Source organism: Vibrio sp. ED004, from assembly GCF_023206395.1.
Classification (GTDB): Bacteria; Pseudomonadota; Gammaproteobacteria; order Enterobacterales; family Vibrionaceae; genus Vibrio.
Genome location: NZ_CP066150.1, coordinates 1,297,888 through 1,319,606 on the forward strand (window position 1 = coordinate 1,297,888; position 21,719 = coordinate 1,319,606).

General features: G+C 44.2%; 19 protein-coding genes. 7 read left to right on the plus strand and 12 right to left on the minus strand.

What is annotated here, in order from left to right; translation table 11 throughout:
- Positions 1-43: 43 nt before the first annotated feature.
- Entirely contained in the window at positions 44-1,426 is a 1,383-nt protein-coding gene (locus ITG10_RS23250; protein ID WP_016789848.1) for an MATE family efflux transporter, read from the plus strand.
- A 96-nt stretch (positions 1,427-1,522) separates the two neighbouring features.
- Here the strand turns inward: ITG10_RS23250 and ITG10_RS23255 are convergent, their stop codons facing one another.
- Both ITG10_RS23255 and ITG10_RS23260 read right to left on the minus strand, forming a co-directional pair.
- A complete protein-coding gene (locus ITG10_RS23255; protein WP_017632121.1) occupies positions 1,523-2,068 on the minus strand; it encodes a type II secretion system protein in 546 nt (181 codons plus the stop codon).
- A gap of 320 nt (positions 2,069-2,388) precedes the next feature.
- Positions 2,389-3,273, minus strand: a complete 885-nt coding sequence (locus tag ITG10_RS23260; protein ID WP_248386934.1) for a LysR family transcriptional regulator — start codon at positions 3,271-3,273, stop codon at positions 2,389-2,391.
- Positions 3,274-3,426: 153 nt separating this feature from the next.
- Between ITG10_RS23260 and ITG10_RS23265 the strand changes: the two genes are divergently transcribed.
- Positions 3,427-4,032, plus strand: a complete 606-nt coding sequence (locus ITG10_RS23265) for a short chain dehydrogenase (protein WP_017632122.1) — start codon at positions 3,427-3,429, stop codon at positions 4,030-4,032.
- A gap of 113 nt (positions 4,033-4,145) precedes the next feature.
- Here ITG10_RS23265 and ITG10_RS23270 read toward each other — a convergent pair whose 3' ends face one another.
- The 8 genes from ITG10_RS23270 to ITG10_RS23305 form a co-directional block, all read right to left on the minus strand.
- Complete coding sequence (locus tag ITG10_RS23270; RefSeq protein WP_017632123.1) at positions 4,146-4,772, minus strand: LysE family translocator; 627 nt, start codon at positions 4,770-4,772, stop codon at positions 4,146-4,148.
- 225 nt (positions 4,773-4,997) lie between these two features.
- Positions 4,998-5,858 (minus strand): delta-class carbonic anhydrase, encoded by an 861-nt coding sequence (locus tag ITG10_RS23275; RefSeq protein WP_017632124.1) that lies wholly within the window; start codon positions 5,856-5,858, stop codon positions 4,998-5,000.
- A gap of 352 nt (positions 5,859-6,210) precedes the next feature.
- Positions 6,211-6,642: a hypothetical protein gene (locus tag ITG10_RS23280; protein WP_017632125.1), complete on the minus strand. Its 432-nt coding sequence runs from the start codon at positions 6,640-6,642 to the stop codon at positions 6,211-6,213.
- A 134-nt stretch (positions 6,643-6,776) separates the two neighbouring features.
- Positions 6,777-7,154 carry a VOC family protein gene (locus ITG10_RS23285; RefSeq protein WP_017632126.1) on the minus strand — a complete coding sequence of 126 codons (378 nt, stop codon included), beginning with the start codon at positions 7,152-7,154 and terminating at the stop codon, positions 6,777-6,779.
- A gap of 200 nt (positions 7,155-7,354) precedes the next feature.
- Positions 7,355-9,397, minus strand: a complete 2,043-nt coding sequence (locus ITG10_RS23290; RefSeq protein WP_017632127.1) for a M4 family metallopeptidase — start codon at positions 9,395-9,397, stop codon at positions 7,355-7,357.
- A gap of 399 nt (positions 9,398-9,796) precedes the next feature.
- The gene (gene trpS / locus ITG10_RS23295; RefSeq protein ID WP_248386935.1) at positions 9,797-10,819 is read right to left on the minus strand and encodes a tryptophan--tRNA ligase; all 1,023 of its coding nucleotides are present in this window, start codon (positions 10,817-10,819) and stop codon (positions 9,797-9,799) included.
- 296 nt (positions 10,820-11,115) lie between these two features.
- Positions 11,116-11,889: a hypothetical protein gene (locus ITG10_RS23300; RefSeq protein ID WP_017632130.1), complete on the minus strand. Its 774-nt coding sequence runs from the start codon at positions 11,887-11,889 to the stop codon at positions 11,116-11,118.
- A gap of 160 nt (positions 11,890-12,049) precedes the next feature.
- Entirely contained in the window at positions 12,050-13,381 is a 1,332-nt protein-coding gene (locus ITG10_RS23305; RefSeq protein ID WP_248386936.1) for a D-serine ammonia-lyase, read from the minus strand.
- A gap of 133 nt (positions 13,382-13,514) precedes the next feature.
- Between ITG10_RS23305 and ITG10_RS23310 the strand changes: the two genes are divergently transcribed.
- Positions 13,515-14,708, plus strand: a complete 1,194-nt coding sequence (locus tag ITG10_RS23310; protein WP_017632131.1) for an MFS transporter — start codon at positions 13,515-13,517, stop codon at positions 14,706-14,708.
- A 34-nt stretch (positions 14,709-14,742) separates the two neighbouring features.
- Here the strand turns inward: ITG10_RS23310 and ITG10_RS23315 are convergent, their stop codons facing one another.
- Together ITG10_RS23315 and ITG10_RS23320 are read right to left on the minus strand one after the other, a co-directional pair.
- The gene (locus ITG10_RS23315) at positions 14,743-15,540 is read right to left on the minus strand and encodes a helix-turn-helix transcriptional regulator (protein ID WP_017632132.1); all 798 of its coding nucleotides are present in this window, start codon (positions 15,538-15,540) and stop codon (positions 14,743-14,745) included.
- Positions 15,541-15,607: 67 nt separating this feature from the next.
- Entirely contained in the window at positions 15,608-16,141 is a 534-nt protein-coding gene (locus ITG10_RS23320) for a YbhB/YbcL family Raf kinase inhibitor-like protein (protein WP_017632133.1), read from the minus strand.
- A 274-nt stretch (positions 16,142-16,415) separates the two neighbouring features.
- Here ITG10_RS23320 and ITG10_RS23325 point away from each other — a divergent pair, with 274 nt between their 5' ends.
- From ITG10_RS23325 to ITG10_RS23340, 4 genes are all read left to right on the plus strand, one after another.
- Complete coding sequence (locus tag ITG10_RS23325) at positions 16,416-17,825, plus strand: DUF3404 domain-containing protein (RefSeq protein ID WP_017632134.1); 1,410 nt, start codon at positions 16,416-16,418, stop codon at positions 17,823-17,825.
- On the plus strand, positions 17,803-18,453 hold the full coding sequence (locus ITG10_RS23330) for a response regulator transcription factor (protein ID WP_017632135.1): 651 nt from the start codon (positions 17,803-17,805) through the stop codon (positions 18,451-18,453). The genes ITG10_RS23325 and ITG10_RS23330 overlap by 23 nt, the downstream gene beginning before the upstream one ends.
- Positions 18,450-19,268: a DUF2861 family protein gene (locus ITG10_RS23335; RefSeq protein ID WP_017632136.1), complete on the plus strand. Its 819-nt coding sequence runs from the start codon at positions 18,450-18,452 to the stop codon at positions 19,266-19,268. Before ITG10_RS23330 ends, ITG10_RS23335 begins: the two co-directional genes overlap by 4 nt.
- 134 nt (positions 19,269-19,402) lie before the next feature.
- Entirely contained in the window at positions 19,403-21,718 is a 2,316-nt protein-coding gene (locus ITG10_RS23340) for a glycoside hydrolase (protein WP_017632137.1), read from the plus strand.
- Position 21,719: the final 1 nt, after the last annotated feature.

A 21,719-nucleotide genomic window follows, 5' to 3' on the forward strand; every position in this document is an offset into this window, starting at 1 on the left:
TCCTGCCATCATTCGTGTATTTATATTGGTGTTGTGAACTTCCATGCTAACGAAATTTCGTCCTTTTACTCGTGAATCGGGTGCGCTTATGCATCTTTCGATTCCAATCATTTTGACTCAAATAGCTACCCAAGCGATGGGATTTGTCGATACGACAATGGCTGGCCAAGTAAGTCCTGCCGATCTCGCCGCTATTGCACTTGGCACCAGCCTTTGGATTCCAGTGTTGCTGCTACTTCGTGGCGTGATTATGGCGTTAACGCCTGTTGTCGCTTACCACCGCGGCGCACGCGACTTTCAAAGTATCTCTGTTGAATTCTTCCAGATGGTTTGGTTGGCATTAATTGCTAGCGTACTGCTTATCGCTTACTTGGTGAGTGCGAAACCGATCTTAGAATGGATTGGCGTAGCCGCTGAGATCATTCCAATTGGCAGTGACTATGCGTTTGCCCTAGCCTTTGGTGTACCGGGTATTGCCCTGTTCTACACCTTGAACGGCTTCTGTGAAGGTATGAACAACACCAAAGTGCCGATGATCATTTCGGTAATTGGTTTGCTGATTAATATTCCAGTCAACTACGTGCTTATTTACGGTAAGTTTGGATTCCCTGAAATGGGCGCTGTGGGTTGTGGCTGGGCGACAAGCTTAGTGTATTGGCTAATGTCGGGAATGCTGTATTCCTACATTAAAGGCCATCACCACTACAAGACCATTATTAGTTTTGCAGACGCTAAGCCAAAAGCAAAAGAGATGCTTCACCTTCTAAGATTAGGTTTACCTATCGGGATGAACATCGCGGTGTGTGGCAGTATCTTTGCGGTAATCGCGTTGATGATTGGCCGTATCGGTGCAGAGAACGTGGCAGCCGCACAAATTGCACTTAACATCTCGAGCCTGACTTACGTGATTCCTATGAGTATCTCATTTGGCATTACGATTCGTGTTGGACATGCACTAGGCGAGAAAGACGAACTAGGCGCAATTGAACGCAGCAAAGTCGGCATCTTGGTTGCGGCGTTGATTTCATTACTTTCAGTTGCGATGTTCCTTCTGTTCCCTGAGTGGATCATTAGGCTTTACACCACCGACCCTGCGATAAGCGCAACGGCAGCGGTATTGTTGACCTTTACAGCTATGTATCAATTCAGCGATGCATTGCAAACGTCCGCTAACGGCGCACTGCGTGGCTATAAAGACACTAAGATCCCGATGATCTTAGCTATCGCTTCATATTGGGGCTTAGCACTACCACTAGGCATGGTATTGGGCTTAACAGACCACATTGTGCCTGCAATGGGTGAAGAAGGCTTTTGGATTGGCATTCTGACGGGCTTGAGTGTGTCAGCGACGCTGATGTTAATTCGCTTGCGATACGTGATTAAGAAGCGTGACTTGCCGCCAGCAGATGCAGCAATAGCAAACTAAGATAGACCATTAAGCTAATACAAAAAAGCGCGTTATTGCTACTCGGCAATAACGCGCTTTTTTATTGAATTTCTATAAGTCAGTTAATGTATTTGGTTAACATTCGTCATTCACTACACGAACGGTGCATTCACAACCACCAGCAGGACATTCATTTCCGGTTACTCGCCCACCAAAAGAATCGTAAAGAACATAACAACCTTGGCGCGTCTCTAGATCCGCATCCGTTATGTTCGTGCTATCTAATTCAGCTTGGGTAAAATCGTAGTCATACCCGATCACAGTGTGTCGATTACCAAAATCAGAAGTTAAGCTGTCATCATCTGACAAAGTCATAAAGTCGATCATCGTCAATTTGTCGCCCGACTCTCCCCGGCTCTCTGGGCAAAGCGTTCCCCAATCAACCTCAACGCTACCGATACCAAAATCGATTACATAGTTACTCTGATCACCTGGATTTGATGCGTCAGGATCAAGCCCTGCGATAATAGCTTTAGAAGTCACCTGCGTGATCACGCCTTCCATCGCACCCGCAACACCTTCAAGTACTGCTTCTCTCGCTGACTCTTGAATATTGAGGAACCTCGGGGCTGCTGTAACGGCCAATACTCCAAGTATCACGATCACAATGATTAATTCCATTAAAGTAAATCCGTTTTTCTTCATAACACCCACATCAACTGACAACTACAGATACAATTACTGAATGAACTATCAATAACTATACATCTTGAACAGCACACTTAAAACTCAACCTGATTTTCTATAACCCAGTATATTTAAGTAATTTTATAACTTTAAATCTCTCATATTTACTGGAAGCATTGTCAAATAAGGCGTGAATGAGTTTTCTATCAGTAACACTGTAGGAAAAACTTGAGTTAGACACTGATTAAGTTTAACCCATTTCTTTGAGCCCACGCATGATTGAACAACCTACTTAAACGACGTCTTGATCCTGACTATTCAACTTCTAATAAGGAGGTGACCCACTTTTGTAGCGGATCATCGTTGTATCTTGGGTGCCACGCAGCTACCACATCGAAACTCTCTGGTGATTGCTCCATTGGAAGTGTGATTAGATTCAGCCCTTCTATCGCTCTGGATGGTAAGAACGCGATCGAGTCAGTGGTGTTTAAATACATGGGCACGATGGAGAAACACGGAGCGGACACAACAACATTGCGCTTCAAACCAAACTTCCCAAACCATTCGTCAATCGAACCTTTAAAGTTTGGGCGAGATGGTGAAGCGATGATCGTCGGATAACTCGCGACCTCTTCCAGCGACGGGGTGGTTTGAGCGATAGATGAATGAGGTGAAGTGACGCAAACATGGTACTCTTCAAACAGCTTAATGACCTTGTAGCTGTCTGGGATGTAATCAGGGAAAGCGATAGCCAAATTGACCTTGCCACTCTCCATTAGCTCGTGCAGGTTATCGATTTCGAAATCACGCACAATCAGCTTTAACTCCGGCGCTCGCTCCCTCAGTTTTGCTATCAAACTCGGTAAAATAATCTGCTGGGCATAATCTGTCGCCGCAATCACAAACGTCCCTTTTGCTTTCTCTGGCACAAAGTTAGTCTTTGATAACAGCAAATTGAAATCAATAAGCAGACGATCAACACCAACAGACAACTCTTGAGCAAATGTCGTTGGAACAAATCCATTGGTCTTTCTCACAAACAACCTGTCGTCGAACACTTCACGCAGTTTCTTTAAATGCTCACTGACGGCTTGCTGAGTCATCCCTAATTGGTTGGCAGCTTTAGACGCGTTTTCCTCACGTATTAGCGCTTGAAAAACCCTGAGTTGTTTTATGTCTAGTCGATCTAATTTGCTCACACTTACCTACTTCCGTGAAATTGGATTCTGTATGAGTGTAACACTGCACAAGCAAAACCAGTAACACTCACAATTAAGCTTTGTTTCTACTTGTTTAGTTATCTAGTTAAAGTTCTTCCATCGAAACGAAACACATACAGATCGGAGAACAACATGAAAACAATCATTCTAATTGGCGCACGTGGCAAGATGGGTCAAGCAGCCCTAATGGGCTTAGGCAATCACAACGTAATCACAGCGGGTCGCTCTGGCGATGTCGACCATATTGTTGATATCACCGACCCAAAGTCGATTGAAGCGCTTTACAAGAACGTGGGACACTTTGATGCGGTTGTGAACACAGTCGGCCTTTGTGAATACAACACCTTTGCAGATATGACAGAAGAACAGTGGATGACCACGGTAATGAGCAAAATGATGGGACAAATTAATCTTGTTCGTATCGGCCAAAAGTACATTGCTGATGGTGGTTCATTTACATTGATTAGCGGTATTTTGAATGTTAAACCAATCCCTTTCGCTATTGCAGATGCGACCACCAGCGGCGCGATTGACACCTTCGTAAAGTGTGTCGCTTATGAGATGCCAAGAAACACCCGCATCAATGTCATCAACCCTACCGTGCTCGCTGAAGCGTGGGATGTGTATGGTGAAATGATGCCAGGTTTTGAACCCGTACCAAGCAAATTAGTCGGCAAAGCATTCGAACGTTCAGTCGATGGCTTCCTTACTGGTGAGGTGATTTTTGTAGACGCTTAGATTTACAAACAAAACGCGCAGCTATAACGAAAAAGGCGAACCATTTGGTTCGCCTTCTTGTTTAAAGAGTCGCGCTTAAAGAATCGTATTTATCGATTTATCGATTTATCGATTTATCGATTTATCGCCAAATATGAGCCAGCAGCAATCATTATTCCACCAGCACTTTGGTTTAACCTTTTATGTGCGCGTGGCGTTTTTAGCAAACCTGCCATTCTGCCCGCACCTACGGCGATAAGCATTAAACCTGACATTAGAGCAACAGATGCTAAAGCGGAAACCAAAACGATATCTTGTGAACGTAAAACAGTCAGATCAATAAAAGTCGGCAAGAACGAAATATAAAACAAAATCACTTTCGGGTTTGATGCCGAAATCAAAAAGCCTTGCGCGAAACTAGCAAGTTCTGACTTCTGACTTTGTTTTGCCGCGAGTTCCGCTGAGCCCTGCACTTCAGGTAGGCTCTTAAACATCTTGTAGCCCAAGTAAATCAGATAAGCTGCACCAACATAACGAATCACCTCAAAAGCCAATGACCAGTTCTCAGCAATCGTCGCTAGACCAAAACAGGCAAGCGCCAAATAAATCAGATCACTGCAGATCATTCCTACAGAAAGAGAGATGCACTTTCGCCACCCATCGACCATACCACGAGCCAAAATCGCAAATACACCGGGACCCGGAGTAATGCCAAATATAAACATGGCAATAAAGAATGTAACTGCGCCTTCTAATGACATTGGCTTGTCCTTACTTGTAACCCAACATGATTGGTCACGAACGTATCATGGAGCTTCGATTCAGGTAAAGAGTGTTTTGACCCACCACGATTCAAACAGCTCATGTTTGAATAACTGTCACACGTAATTTCCCCACCAAGCACCCAGTGTTTATCTAAGGTAACAAAAAGGCGAACCTAGTGGCTCGCCTTTAGAAAATATTGACTACGAATCAGGGTGACAAGATTAGTTTGCCATTGGTGACAACAACTCAGGGTTAACCACCAAGTTTCTCACGCCGTGGGCGTGGTCTTCGTTAAAGTCATTGCCTTCACACCAGTTCCCCACTGTCGCGATGTTTACTTTCGCTACTTGTGGACGAACGCTCCATGTTACTTGGAAAGGTGAACCTTGCTCGTTATAACCTGGACCTGTTGTAGAACCGGCGTATTGAATCGCTGAGCCAGTGTTTTGTGGAATGTTGGTTGCTTGGTGCAAACCATTCACTTTTGAGTGCTTAGCCAATGCTTCGAAGTCGAGAGCCTTATCATCATTCACTAATACGTAGACTTGAGTCTCAACACGCAATTGCGGATTGGTAATCGCATCGTTGAAACAAGCACCAAGCGTTTCACCCGGTTCTACTTGTGCCGTTGAGTACACGTAATGCACTTCGATGGTGTCGCCCGAATGCAAAGAGCCATGATCGCTTGGACAAACCTCACCCTCAAATGGTTTAAGCTCTGCATCACTCAACTTACCCGTGTATTTAAAGCCACTTTGGAAGCCCTTACCATCGCCGTTACCAGCGTATTGGGTAAACTCTCCACCTTTGTGTTCTGCGTTCTTATGGAAGTGGATATTACATAGGTTCATGGCTGTTGAATCTGGCGCATCCGAAAACAATCGAGCGTTTGTTCCTTCGGCTGAGCCTAAATCGCGTGGCGCTTGTGGGCCAAAACCTTTTCCTTGCGTGTTTTCAGACAGGTTCGCTCTTTGTTCGGTGATGACACTGTCTGCTACCGACTCATGGCTCGCGTCAGAAGCGTTTGCATGAGCAGCCAACATAACCATCGCGACGCTTAAAAATGCACTCTTATTCTTCATATATCTTCCCTATAATATTGATAACTAAACCTAAATAACGGATTTCACGCCAGACATACTACTATGCTCTTAAGTGAATATCAGACACTGTCTTTGTAAGATTAGATTTCGTTGCTTACTTTGGGAGGAGTATTAAAACACTCGATGCATATAACAAGTCGAACAGCGTAAATACGGCGTGTCCATTCCAGAACAAACAAATACCTGCTTTATTGACTGTCCCTTGACGCAAACCAACGGGCTTGTTGGCTATCAATTAAAACATATCAATGGATAAGCATCTGAAATAAAAAGGCGAACCATATGGTTCGCCTTCTCTAATGATTCGATCTTCTCAGTTAGAGCTATTCGCTCAACCGTGGCCTGTGGCAAATATTCCAAAGGTCAGAACGTTCAAGGTGTCTGTGACTCCCTCGAGCGATTTGATGACTTTCTTAGTCGGCTCGTTATTGAGCAATAGGTAACTTCCCAGCCCTTTTTCATTGTCGGTCTCAACTTCATCTTGTTTCGCTGTTACTTGAGATGAGTGTACTTCAGACTCTTCGACCGCTTCTGAGACAAATTCTGCTTCTGCTTTAACCTTTGCACTAGTATCTTGAACTACAACCTCATTGGTCTCATCACTAGCGTCCGAAACGCCATTTAAGTTCGTATCCTTCTCGACACTTTTCGACAGAGCGTCTTCGTTGCTCAACGCCTTCTCATCGATCTGCTCGTTACTCGTTGTAGAGCAAGCCGTTAAGAAAAACAGGCTTACGATGAATGTGATTAAGTTTCGCACCATGGGAATAAGGCTCGAATTAATAAAACATTGTTCGATTGTAATTTATTTATCTCGCTACATCTAGTATCAAGTGACTTAAAAGCGCGGTTTATTGTTTCGAAAGATGAAGCAGAAATGATGTTTAAAGCTAGATCCTAATAGTTAGAAACCTCAATCAGATTACCATCAGGATCTCGAACATAAACAGAGACAATTTTACCCGTCGCACCGGTTCGCGGCACAGGCCCCTCTTCTATCTCTATTTCGTTCGCTTTGATATGTTCGATTACCTCAGCCATGGGTGTATTGGTAATAAAACAAAGGTCAGCACTTCCCGCTTGCACGCGCTTTGCTTTTGGTTCGAACTCATTACCTAACTGGTGAAGGTTTATCTTTTGATTACCAAATGACAACGCCACGCGATCTTCTCCGAATTGGATAGGCTTCATACCTAATACGCGCTGATAGAAATCTACCGTTATCTCTATATCTTTAACGGTTAGTACCAAGTGATCTAAATGACTGATTTCCAAATTAATCATCCTTGTGTCGTCGTTACTGAATATTGCGCGCTGAATGCCGAATAAGCCTTAGCCACATACTCTAATGTCCAACGTGCTAACACAAGATCAGCATACATCTTCACCTCTCACTTTGAACGAATAAAGGGAGCACAGACTGCGCTCCCTTCTCATCAGTTTTAACTAACTTAAATCACTTTAAGTCGTTTTAGCTAGTAACAAGCACCTTCAAATACCCAGTACCAATAATTGTTGAACGGGTCGGCTCCCCAGTTATCCGCAGATGCTCTGAATCTGTTGCCATAATATTGAATTACTGTACCTGCTGGATAATAGTAATTTGGATTCCACTCTTGAAGGTTATCGCACATGCCTTGTGGCTCAGGTTCTGGTTGAGGCTCTGGCTGAGGTAATTCAAACTCTGCGCTAACGGCCACGTAAGCATCCATTGAGCTTTGAACACCGTCCACCAGTACGTAGATATCTTCACCTTGCACACTACCAAAACCGCAGTATTCATTGTTATCTGAGTTGGTAGAAGAGCAATCGTAGTCGCTTAGTGACACAGGTCTGCCGATTGCGACATACAAGTCAACGTTACCGTAACCATGATAAGTCTGAATCCAAGCATCACTTCCAGGTACATTCTTTAGAACGAACTGTTGCTGTTCTTCGCCACCACTCACAATTGGTGTTGGCACGTTTATCTCTAGCTCCACGACACCTGGAGTTGGAGTTGGAGGATTAGGGTTCGGATTTGGCTGACCAGAGCCACAGTTTTGTACATCAATACCCACTTCGTTAAACGCAGATTTCACTGCAGAGGTCTCATAACCTAGATTTTCAGCGGCTTTACACACACCGTTGGCACCTTGTTGGAAATCCGAGTTTGGTGTCCAGTAAAGTTGGTTCGCGGTTGCGTAAGCCTTAAACGCTTTTTTGATACCCCAACTGTTGCTCGTGGCGAGATGGTAGAACGCTTTGTTAAAGATCCCTGAACTATGGTGAACATCAATGCCATTGTAATACTGGTTGATGTGACCGATAGACATACCATCTTGACTTGGGTTAATGAAGTAACGCATCGCATCACTATGCTTCATTACATGCTCGCCCATCTTCCAATTGAAAGTGCCATGTACATATTCACTAAGCGCCGCAGCAGCTACATCAGAGAAAGATTCGTTCATTCCGCCCGACATACCGCGATACTCAAGGTTTGAGTTTTGCTCAGTAAAGCCATGACTGACCTCATGAGCAATCACGTCCCACGTCGCCAATGGATACATGGATTGGTTACCATCGCCAAACGTCATTTGGCGGCCATCCCAAAACGCATTCCCATAGTTCGAACCGTAATGAACACGCATAGTAAGCCTTTGCTGAATAGGACGTGTGTTCAACCAATCTTGATACATGTCGAACACACGTTGGCCAAAGTAATGTGCATCGTTCATTGGTGCATATGCACCGTTAACTGCGCGATAATTATTGACGTTCTTACCGTAATTTCCGTTGCAGCTAAATTGATGGATTTGCCCTGATCCTTGTTGGTTGTTCATGTTCATAGTCACAACGTTTTGGCTGTCCATCTGGCAATACGAGTTAACTTGGAATCCGCCAAACTGTGTGTTCGAGCCAAAGTAATAACGGCCACTTTTCTGGTTTCCACCCGGTCCTTCTGCCTCAATGAAAGCAATCCCTTCCCATCGGTCCAGCAACTCACCTGATTTAGCATCAACAAGCGTAATCGGTCTTGAGGGGGCCATGCCCAGAGTCTGCAAGAAGTCGACCTTATAAATCAGGCGCGCTTGTTGCTGTTCATCCAGCCAAATAAGAAGCTCGGTGTTAGGATCACGAATAGTCGCTGCGGCAACCCCTTTATACTGTGATTCCGCAATATCAATAGCTTGCTTTGCGTTAATCATCGGCAGTGTCGAACCAATATCTGACTCAATCCCCATTAATACTTGGCCATCAACCGCTTTCGAAATGCCCTTCTGGGAAAGATCAACCACTACCGATTGACCGTAAACCGGGATCCCGTAATGAAGTTGTGTTTTTCGTAGGAGTGTTGTTGTTCCTGTGTTCACTCGACTTGCATCTTGGTAAGCAAGTGGTTGGCTTACAGCTGTAAAGCCCTGTGTTGTTTGATTGAGAACTGTAGATAAATCGACTTGCGAGTAGTCGACAACATTGGCAGCTTGAGAATTAAACGCTATCGGAAATAGCATTAGTAAATGTGCACCACGCATACATCACCTTTATAATTATGTCTTTATTAATCCACCAACTAGATGAGCTCGCATCTTAACGATAGATATTGCACATAAAGAAATTAACTTAGTTGCATATGTGAGATTAATTCAAAACATAATTAATGATGTCTTTCGAACTGAGATATCCCGAAAAAATTTATTTAAAATCTTATAGTTAACTAAATGTTGAAGTGTTATTTCTATAAATAGGAAGTGATAAATCGCACAGTAATAAGCATTAAAACCAATCCAAAGAAGTCATTTGAGCAATAACCTCTTTGGTGGTGTTAACACCGGTCAAGTAACCGATAACGAGATCAGTTCGCTATCGGGCACTCGTCTGATGGATAGTGAAGGATAAAATGTGAATAGATGAAGAATAATCGCTGATGAAACTTACAAGATGTTCAGGCCAAATACTTCTTTAACATCCAACAACACGGTTTCGGTTCTTTCTCTCGAGACTTGTGTACCTTTACGTAAGATATCGATGAGTTGCGCTTTGTCATCCAACAGTTCAGCTCTGCGTGCTCTTATCGGGCGGATCATCTCTTGTAGACACTCTTCCAATACCTTCTTAGTTTGGCCATCCCCTAACCCACCTCTGCGATAGTGATCTTTTAGTTCATTGACGTAGTAAGCGTCAGTATGGAAAGCATCAAGATAGGTAAATACGATGTTCCCTTCTACTTGGCCAGGATCTTCGATTCGTAGATGATTTGGGTCGGTATACATGGATTTCACTGCGGCTCGAATCTCTTTCTCGGTCGCACCAAGGTTAATCGCATTTCCCATCGATTTGGACATCTTGCTCTTACCGTCGGTGCTCGGAAGACGAGAGGCATTGCTCAGCAAGGGTTTACACTCATTTAAGATTGGCTTGCCCGCGAGTGAGTTAACCTTTCTCACTATCTCGTTAGTCTGTTCAAGCATTGGCAATTGGTCGTCACCGACAGGAATCAAGGTCGCGTTGAACGCCGTGATATCAGCCGCCTGTGAAATCGGATAAGTCAGAAAACCAGCTGGAATTGAGCGACCAAACTCCTTGTTTTGAATCTCACTTTTAACGGTTGGATTTCGTTCCAAACGAGCAATAGACACAAGGTTGCTATAGAACATGGTGAGTTCTGCCAGTGCTGGCAATTGTGATTGGAGGCAAATCGTGGTTTTTGTTGGGTCGATACCGACCGCTAGATAATCAGCCACCACATTAAGAATGTTAGACGAAACCTTGGCAGGATTATGAGCGTTGTCAGTAAGCCCTTGCATGTCGGCAACCAATATCGTTTGGTCGTGAATATGTTGCAATGAAGTGCGCTGCTGTAGTGAACCAACATAGTGACCCAGATGTAAAGGGCCGGTAGCTCGGTCGCCAGTCAGAATGATTTCTGGTTTGTTCGTGTTTTGAGGTGTTTTCATGGGGTATCTCCAAGTAATAAAAGCTACTGGAGATAAAAAGAGACGACATTCATGGTGACATTCTTAACTACCTTCCAGCAGCTAAAGAATGTGAGTATTCCGTGCTGCTCTAGATAGAGCACCACCAAAAGAAAATTGAAGTTGAAGCGGAAGTAAATTTCATTATTAAAACCTACCAATAATAAGGGTTAGCGACAACCCTTTTATTGGTAGACAATAAAACTAACGTACCGAAACCAGTTTTCGATGCGTTTTAAAACAGAAAATATTGAAGATTGATATCGTAAGTAAATGTATTAATTACATAAATCAATGATTCTAGAGCGCATAGCTTGGTTGACGTTAAAGTGAGCATTCAAAAACTCAAGCTGTGCCAGAGCCGATTCTGCCGTGCGTTCGTAGCCTTGAGTGAAGGTTGGTAATAACTGAGCGAACTTAGGGAAGCGCACCTCTAGCCTTCTGTCAGACATAAATTCATCGACAAATTCAGGTTGTGGGCTTTCAGTTTGATCCACAAGATCGATCAAACGATCAAGCGCGTAAGATTGAACAAAACGACTCCCAGATAGCTTTTCACCTCGGTTATAACGAGACATGCCCACGTAAAGGTTGGTTAGCGCCTCTCCTATGATCCATTCTTGAGAATTCGTTTCAGCGACACCTTTTGCTGGTGGTACACAACACTGAGTATCAAAGTCGGCCTCCTGCCAAACGATTCGCCCTTCAGAAAACGGAATATGCGCTAATTCATGTGGTTCAAATGCTGCAAACTCACAGAAGACTCCGTCGGCATAAAGTACTTTATAACCATCGATGGTGTTCCTTACGGCATAGTCGATTGGAAGAATGTCAGATAACCAATGCAAGCTGTCTAAGAAAAACTGCTTGTGTCCCGTTTGCACTATCGCGAAGAAATCGACGTCTGAATATTGATCCAGTCGCTCCGTTTCAATGCCAACAGAACCAAGCCCTAACAAGGCGTGCGCCTTACCAGAAGATCTTAAAGATTCCCCAATGGCATCTAACCGTTGTAAGAGTTTTTGTGGTGTATTTAGTTGTTGTGCTGGCATCGCTCTATCCCTATCAAGTTGAATGCCACTCAACCTAACTGACAGTGATAACAAGCATGAAGACTAATTTATAAAATCTGTGTTTTAGGTAACGATCTGCGCAAGTTATTGTCTCATTGAAGCGGATAAAACAGCCACTAGCACCCGCTTTATATTCAATTTATAACGAAGGCTTCGTTAAATACTCTGCCATTTCTTGCTCTGGAACCATACCGCCGCCTGTCGCCCAAACAAGATGCGTTGCATTGGCTAACGTAGAGTCATCGATGCCTAACCTTTCCAGATATTCTCGGTTGTGTTCGACATGTACTGCGCCCGGCATACCAGCCAATGCAGAAGGCTCTAATTGAATACCTTCGGATTGATTCAATTCACTTAGCAATTGATACATACGTTCATCGGTTAATGTGTAATAACCATCCAATAAACGTTCCATTGCTCGGCCAACAAAACCAGACGCACGGCCGACTGCGAGTCCGTCTGCTGCTGTTAGGTTATCAATACCCAGATCTTGCACTGCAATTTCGTCATGTAAACCGGTGTGGACACCGAGCAGCATACAAGGCGAATGGGTCGGCTCAGCAAAAATGCAGTGCACATCATCACCAAACGCCATCTTTAAGCCAAATGCCACACCACCAGGGCCACCACCTACGCCACAGGGCAAGTAAACGAACAATGGGTGCTCTTTGTCGACGATAATCTGTTGTTGTTCGAATTGTTGTTTGAGCCTTTCTCCCGCCACAGAATAACCAAGGAACAAGGTTTGAGAGTTTTCATCATCAATGAAGAAACAACGCGGGTCTTGCTCTGCTTCTTTACGACCTTGCTCTACCGCCACACCGTAATCTTGTTCGTACTCAACGACATTGACGCCATGTTCGCGCAGTTTATTTTTCTTCCAAGCTCTCGCATCAGCGGACATGTGAACCGATACCGTAAAACCAAGCTTGGCACTCATGATGCCGATAGACATACCAAGGTTACCTGTCGACCCTACGGCAATACTGTATTGTTTAAAGAAGTCACAAAATTCAGGCTCTAACAGCTTGCTGTAATCATCGCTCTCACTCAGTAATCCAGCTTCAATCGCAAGCTTTTCGGCATGCGTTAGTACTTCATAAATACCACCACGCGCTTTGATTGAACCAGAAATCGGCAAGTGGCTGTCTTTTTTCATCATCAAGCGGCCTTTAATCGGCAACTGATAATGCGCTTCCAGCGAAGACTTCATCGCTAGGATATCAATAAGCTCAGACTCAATAATGCCATTAGTGATTTGAGTTTCAGGGAAAGCCTTTGCCAGATAAGGGGCAAACCTTTGTAATCGCAGGCTTGCATCGTGAATGTCTTTATCGCCCAAACCCACATAAGGTAAACCCTGTTCTAGCGTTGTGATGTTTGGGTTAAACCAAGTCACTTCGTCGAGTACAACTAATTGTTGAAGCAATGGGAAGTCTGAGATGAGTTTGTCGACATTCAATACAGTCATGGGTGACCTTCTCTGGTAACACGCGCACAGCGCAGGTTTAATCATTAGTAACCCTATTTAAACGGTATTTGTGTAATCATTCAATGATCTGTAGGCTAGCCTGTCTTCTCATAAGCAAACAGTAGAACAACCTATGAGCGCCTCACTTCGTACCAGCATTTTCGTCATGTTAGGGATTCTATTCCTATCCCTTAACCTTCGTGGGCCTTTTACGAGCTTGGCTCCGGTACTTTCTCAGGTTATGGAAGGGCTCAGCCTTAACTCTTCTGCTGCTGGATTCTTAACGGCTTTACCACTGTTAACGTTCGCCCTGTTCTCGCCGCTAGTGACCAAAATATCTCAGCGAATTGGGCTTGAACCTAGCTTGCTGTTGGCTTTGGTCTTGATTACCACAGGTATAACGCTGCGTTCTTTTGGAGCTATTCCGACTTTATACATCGGCACCGTGATGATCGGGCTTGGTATCGCAATTGGTAACGTGTTGCTTCCTGTTGTGGTCAAAATTAGCTTCCCAACACGCATCGCAACGGTGACCTCTTTGTATATCTTTACGATGGGTATTGGTTCGACATTGGGTTCAAGTTTAATGGTTCCATTTTCAGAGCTGACCTTGTTCACATTGACAGGTTGGCAGTTAGCTCTGTTGATGAACCTTGTATTTCCGATATTGGCATTGATGATTTGGCTTCCTAAGATCACCAAACGTTCTTCTTCTAAAAACACTAAGCCGAACGAAGAAAAACCAGTACCGATGAAAAAAATGATTAAGAGTGGTGTTGCTTGGCAGGTGACACTCGCACTTGGACTTAACTCATTTACCTTCTACTCTTTGGCGGGTTGGTTACCACAGATCTTGAACGATCTTGGCTATAGCGAAATCGACGCGGGTTACATTTACGGATTCCTACAGTTTTCAACCATGGTTCCAGGGTTACTGTTATTGCCGTTCTTAGGTAAGAGCAATAATCAACGATGGCTGATTACCTTGTGTACTTCGAGTGTGTTTATTGGATTGATTGGCCTGTTGTACTTACCAGACTTTGCAATATTTTGGGTCGGACTCTTTGGTTTAGCCAACTGTTCTACGTTTATTATCGCGCTCTCTTTTGTTGGTTTACGTACGTCAAACAGCAGCCAAGCGGCTTCGTTGTCTGGTATGGCTCAAGGTATTGGTTATGCCCTAGCGGCGACGGGCCCGACTTTGGTAGGTAAACTCCATTCACAAACGGGCTCTTGGAGTGTTCCGATTCTATTGATCGCTGGCGTTGCCTTCGCATGTACGATTTTTGCCGCACTCGCAGCAAGAGATACAAAGGTCAGCGTTTAATCATTAGAAGAATTATAAAACAATAGAAGTATGGTTAAGGCGTTGCGACTCTATCACTCGCAATTGTCTTAATGTATTCACTCGGCGATAAACCAAACTTACCTTTAAAACGTTGACTAAAACGCCCTTCAGATTGATAACCACAAGACTGAGCCAGCATCGCTACATTCTGTTGGCCATTCTGCATCAGATACAGTGCGTGACTTAAGCGGACTTCCGCTAACACCTCACGATATTGCATGCCTTCAAGCTTAAGTTTGCGAATAAACGTAGTACGACTCATCGCAAAGCGTTCTGCTACCGACTCTAACGGGTGTTTCTCGTCTGGAGAATGCGAAAGATAGTGGCTGAGCTTTTGGCTAAACGAAACGTTTGAGCTAATAAACAATCGATGTAATACGCCCTTCTCCGCCAATTGCTGATACAAACCTTGCAGCCAAAACTGCTGGGTTGCTGCACTCATGCTTTGGCGATCAAACGTAAACAACGCGTTCAACGAATCTTGCAAACTCCGGTCAGCTTCTATGGTCGGTAATTCCAACTCATCGGCTCGCTGTTCACTTAAATCGAGCATCGCTTGAGTTGGCTGAAATTGAAAACTGAACACTCGCGAAAGGAAACGTCCTTTGTGAGGCATGTTCTCAAAACTCAATGATGCCGATGCTTCACACAACAACAGCTCTGAATGTGTGAGTTCGGCTGCCGACTCTTTCCAAAACAGGCGCTTACTGCCTGTGATTATCTGAATGATACTAGGGGATAGAATCCTCACATTGCGCAGTTTCTGTAATTGCTCGGCGCGAAAGACTGTCACTTGATATTGATGATTCATCTCATCCCCTTGTTTGGTTGAATTTCTTGTAACCGTGGTGCTTATGGTTTATAGCTTTATTAATCAACTAACGAGTATAAGTCGTGGTTAATCTCGCTTTGTCTAACGCCATGCTATTCAAGGTGAAACCCACGACAGCAGACGGCGTATTTTCATCTAGGTTAAGTTTGTCCGTTGGTAATGCCCAAACAGTGAATTGGTAACGGTGCATACCATCTTTTTCTGGAGGACAAGCGCCACCAAAACCAACTGTTCCGTAGTCGATGCGACCTTCTTTACCGCCTAGCTTTGCAATATCAGCTGCACGAGGGAGTTCATTTACGCTTGCTGGGATATCAAACGCCACCCAATGCCAGAAACCGCTTTCGGTTGGTGCGTCCGGGTCGTAGGCGGTAATCGCAAAGCTTTTAGTGCCTGCTGGCGCGTCTTTCCACATCAACTGAGGTGACAAATTATCGCCATCACAGCCCCAGCTAGAGTATTCAAACGTCTTCGCCATAGGGTGACCTTCTTGAATATCATTACTCGTGAGTTCAAATGCCTGAACTGAACCTGCAGCCAAGATACTTATTGCCAATACTGATTTGATGATTGTTTTCATGGTGGTTCCTCTTATTAGGTTTGAACCCAGTATATTCAGTTCCACCTCCCCAAAAGTAACAGTAAGTACACAATAATCAAATTTAAACCAAATAAATGATACTTTCTGTATTTTAGTCTTATTCTCTTAAAGCATGTTCAATTCAGGCTTATGATTTATTTCATGACTCAGCTTCACAATTTGGTATTGAAAGGACACTTGTTGACATTCAGGTTACAAATTTCAGCAAAAACTCTTTAGACTCGAGCTAATGACTTTTAACGAGAATGACTGGATGCGCAGGCTGACATTAGCCCTTTGTTTGACCCTTTGGCTCCCAACGCTAGCCAATGCCCAAAGTTTGCAAGACAAGTGGCAAACCCTGTATCAACTCAGTTGGCAGTCGTCTCCTATCTCTGTCTCTCAACAAGAATTAGCTCAGTACCCAAAAGTTCTTCTTAAGGAAAGCACCCGCTACCCGGACTTCAAAAAATTCAGTTGGGAAGAGATTGCTGCGCTAGCCACAATTCAAGATAGCTGCCGAGCGATTGAAAACACCAACCCTTCTTTGAACGATGCCATCGAATTCGAACTGGCTTTGTGTCAGCAACAAACGTTGGATTCAATCTGGTTTGCAGCACACTCAAAACGACACCCTGCTGGTGGCAGCTTTGCTGATCGTTATGTAGCGCATTACCCAGAGAACAGTGAACAAATTCATCCATTTTTGAGTATCAGCAATCCTCTGCATCCTTTGTTTAGCAAGCTGGAAACTTTAACGACAGAAGGAAAAGAGGCACTACTTAATGGATACCGCGCTTGGCAACAAGGTGATGTGCTTTGGTTAAGTGGCGAACAGGGCTGGAAAGCGATTCCCTCTGAAGTTTGGCAGCCTATCGCCGAGCAGCAAGAAGTGACCTTGTCGGGTGAAAGTTGTTCTTTTCGTTACAGTAACTTGTGTCTAAGCGAGTCGAGCAACGACAGGCTTGTCATGAAGCTTGTGACTCTCGCACTACTCTTCACGCTACTTTGCGTATTAACTCGTGCCATATATCTACGTAGGAAAGAGCGCAAAGAGAAACAGTTCGTTTTGCAACTTCTCACGCATGAACTTCGCACGCCAATCACTAGCCTTGGCTTAACCGTCGAAATGTTCAGAAACCGCTACGACGACTTCCCCGATGATACCCAAGGGGCTGTTTGGCGTTTAATATCTGACTATCAAAGGCTTTCTCAGCTCACTCAGAACAGTAAAGTTTACCTAAGTTCCGATCAGTCAGAGCCCCTGCTGAAGCAAAACGCATCATTGGAAGAATGGCTCGACCATGTCTGTGAAAAGCACAATATTGAGTATCAATGTGAAGCAAGCGAAGTCGAACTTAATCTACCGTATTACTGGCTAACTATTTGTTTAGATAACTTGATCAAGAATGCCAAGCAACACGGACAAGGTAGGGTTTTAGTTAAAGTCACCCTTGCCGATAAGCTGATGATAGAAGTGCAAGATGAAGGCCAGTTCCCTTCTTGGATTCAACGACTGATGTCCCGAGTAACACCAAGCACTGCACACAAACAAGATAACATGGGCATTGGCCTTACGATTGTCGAACACTTGATGAAACAAGCCAATGGCCGTCTCATTATTATCCGTAACCCAACCCGATGTATTTTGGAAATCGCTTATGAACACCCTATTGCTGATTGAAGACGACCAACTGCTTGGGCAAGGCCTCGTCAGCTTCTTTGAGTCCAATGGTTACCACTGCCTTTGGGCACAAGATGCAAAGAGCGCCAGTAAGCTGTGGTTACGTGCCGACCTTGTAGTGCTTGATAGACAACTCGAAGACGGTGACAGCTTACAACATCTTCCAAATTGGCTACTGCTCAAAGCTCTGCCTGTGATTGTGTTAACTGCGAAAGTAGAAGTTCAACAACGTGTTGAAGGCTTGATGGCTGGCGCTAAAGATTACGTGACTAAACCGTTTTCAAATGAAGAGTTGCTTGCTCGGGTGATCACACAGCTTCGCCCATTAGGTGTTAGCCACTTGAACTACGCCAATATCCAAATCAACTTGTCGGAACGAATCGCTTATCTGGATGACAACCCTATTGCACTCAAACCTAAAGAATTTCAACTATTGGTTTTGTTTGTTCAGAACCAAGGGCGTGTGTTTCACCGAGATGAGTTGCTCAATAAAATTTGGGGTTACCAAGCCTTCCCAAGCACTAGAACCGTAGACAATCACATACTGCGATTGCGTCAGAAGTTGCCGACGCTCCACCTAGAAACACATCGAGGCGTTGGTTATCGTTTGGCAGGAGAATCCCAATGAAACTAAGCTCGCTAATAGCACTGTTTTGCGCAGCGCCCTTTGCGTGTCATGCAGCTTGGTTTGCTGATACTCCATTACAACACACCTATCAATCGCTGCTTGATGACCAACCACAAGTTGCTTGGCAGGAACTACAAATCGCATTGAATCAGGAGACACTTGATAGCCAACTTTGGTTGCCCGTTAAACAGGAAATACTGACTCGGACTCAATGTGGAACGACTCTTGAACAAAGCTCTGCGCCCAACAATCACATCCAAGTCAGCTTTATCAAACGCCACGGTCTTTCGTCACAAGGCTATCAGATTAAAGTGTCTACCGAACAGTTGAATGAAGCAACAGAAGATCAAACACAGCGTATCTCTTTGGTTTCACCTCAGGGGAAAGTGGTTATCGACGGGCAGCTCAATTCTGATGTCGAATATCAAGAGATTGAAACCAGTGAAATGTTTATCAAGCCGGAATCTGGTGTTTATCAGTTAACTATAGGATCGAACAACTACCCTATTATTGTTGCGCTAGATGACAGTAAGCGATGGTTAACACTCGAAAACAAACTCAACGACCCTCACATTGTGGTAACGCCACCCATGGTTAACGACAACTGCCCTAGCACCAATGTAAGCTGGCAATGGTTTGATGAAAATTACGACATGTTAGGTTTCAAGGTGCCAATCAAATCACTTGAAGCAACCGTTCCGACAGAAAGCCCTTCGGGCTCTACAGCCAAACACTTAAGTGCTTCGGTGGAAATGTTCGAATATCAAGGCTCGATTGAAATCCAATATGTACAGCGTGTCGCATTACCTTTCTGAGTTAATGCCTTTCTGAGTTCAGCTCGCTACAAATGGTATTAAACACCGAAGGGAAACAATAGAGACATATAGGTGACAAAACACCAACAATACTTGGGTGTAATAACCGTATTTACTCTTTACGGAACCTAGATATGCTCAGTGTACGTCACCACCTTAACTTTACGTCTTTCGCCATTACGGCTCTCTTAAGCAGTTGTTCGTTCTCAACAAACGCACAAGACAGTCAGATAACGCTAACGAACACCAACAACAGCGACACAGTATCGATTACAACAAGAACACTAGAGATTGATTGGAATGGCTTAAGCGTGAATAGCGATCCTCTGACCGTTGATCGTAAGCCTCAGGAAGTCACTCAACTTGTCGCTCACTCACAAACCAAGGCTTCTTGGACGCTGATACCGAGCGGAATCCATGTAAAAGCGGAATTGAAGCAAGATGATCTTCTTGTCCAATTCACCTTACCTGAAGACACACAAGTAAAACGAAACCGCTCTATCGAACTCGCTTGGTTTGACCTTGCTGAACAAAAAACTCAAACCCTATTTCTGCCCTTTAGCGAAGGCATGCGTGTTCCTACCAACAATAAGCAATGGGCCAATTACCTAGTCGACAATCATTCAGGGAGTAACACTACTCAAGACTTAAAAATGCCGTTTTGGACCGTACAACAGAATAATCAATTCATCAGTTATCAGATGATTAACCCAACCAACAACCAATTGCTTTTTTCTGATACACCCTCGGGCATACCCTCTGATAAAAAGACCAAGATTGATATGCGCGCTTCACACCAATTTACCACTCTGAATCAATCACAGCCTTTTACGGTTCGTATAACTCTTGGAGACTCTTGGTTGGATGGTGCCAAACAATACCGTGATTGGCGAATTAAGAATGGCCTCTCCGAATCGCTTGTCGAAAAGCAAAAGCGTAATCCTGACGTGAGCAAGCTAATTGGCGCGAGCCACGTTTATCTGTTTGGTAAGGATCCTTTAAGTATTCAAGATGTGAACGACTGGTGGGGATTAAACACTTGGTACCTAGAGAGGTCAAAACTGATTGTTCCAAGTGAAGCCAAGCGAGAACTGTCTTCGCTATCTAAAGGCAAAGATTGGTTTAGCCAATATCATAAACAGTTGTTGTTGGACTCTATCAGCCAGTCACTGCAAGGCTTGTACCCTGTTGCCACACCAACACTCACTGACAACGCTATTAAAGCTCAATATACCGCTGCACAAGACAAGAAAAACTGGTTGATTAAGAACGCGTCTTCTTATCTCAATACAACTGAAACTTGGGGACAAGCCCTGTCGTCGGACATGGTCAGCAACCTAAATAAAGCAGGTCTGAATAAGCTTTGGCTAGGTTTTGATAATTGGATGCCAGCTTTTTATCAACCGAACGCAGTGGAACTGGCTAAACAGTCTGGTTATTTAGTTGGAACCTACGACTCCTACAACACTGCCATACCAGCTAAGTTAAATGACAACTGGCTAACGGCTCAATTGCCAGAGCCGATGCGTCAGAGTTGTGCGATTGAACTAGCGGATGGCAGCTTGAAAAAAGGATTCCGAGGTAACGGTTATTATCTAAATCCGAATTGCCATTTAGATTACGTAAAACAGCGTGCTCAAGACATCATGAGCTTTGGTCACTTCAATAGCTTGTTCTTAGATGTAGATGCGACAGCAATGGCGCATGAGGACTATCGAGACAATTCCAATGAGTCGGATATGCTTTCTGCTTTCAATAGCCGAATGCAGTGGTTAAGTGAGCAACCAAATTTGGTGTTGGGTTCTGAAGATGGCAATAGCCTGACAACCAAAGGCATCGCGTTTGCACACGGCTTAGAAACGGTCGGCTTCGGTTGGACAGACAAAGACATGAAAGAAAACCGCAAGTCGCCTTATTATTTAGGCCGCTGGTATCCTGATCATAAACCGGACTTTTTCTTCAAATCGGCAAAAGTGAAAGAACCTTATAAGTCGCTGTTGTTTTCTCCTCAATACAGAATTCCGCTCTACCAAGCCGTATTCCATGATGAAGTGATTAACACGCACCACTGGCACTCAGACAGTCTCAAGTTCAGCAATGTAAAAGCCAACCGCGATTTAACTGCCATGCTGTACAACACACCTGCGATGGTTCACTTAACAAGAGATGAAGCTTTATCGAGCTCAAGCCCAAGGCTTAAGGCATTGAAGCACTATCAAGACGGCTTTGAGCCAATACACAGCTTGCTATGGGACAAGGCGCTCGTAGATTTCGACTGGCTAGACAAAAACGGTGATGTTCAACAAACCGTGTTCAGTGACGGAAGTAAGATCATCGCGAATTTCTCTGACCAAACGTTTAGCCAAAACGGCGTCACAATACCAGCGACGTCTATCAAAGCTATGTTGAGCAATGGACAAGTCGTTGAATGGAATCCAACGCTGAATTGAT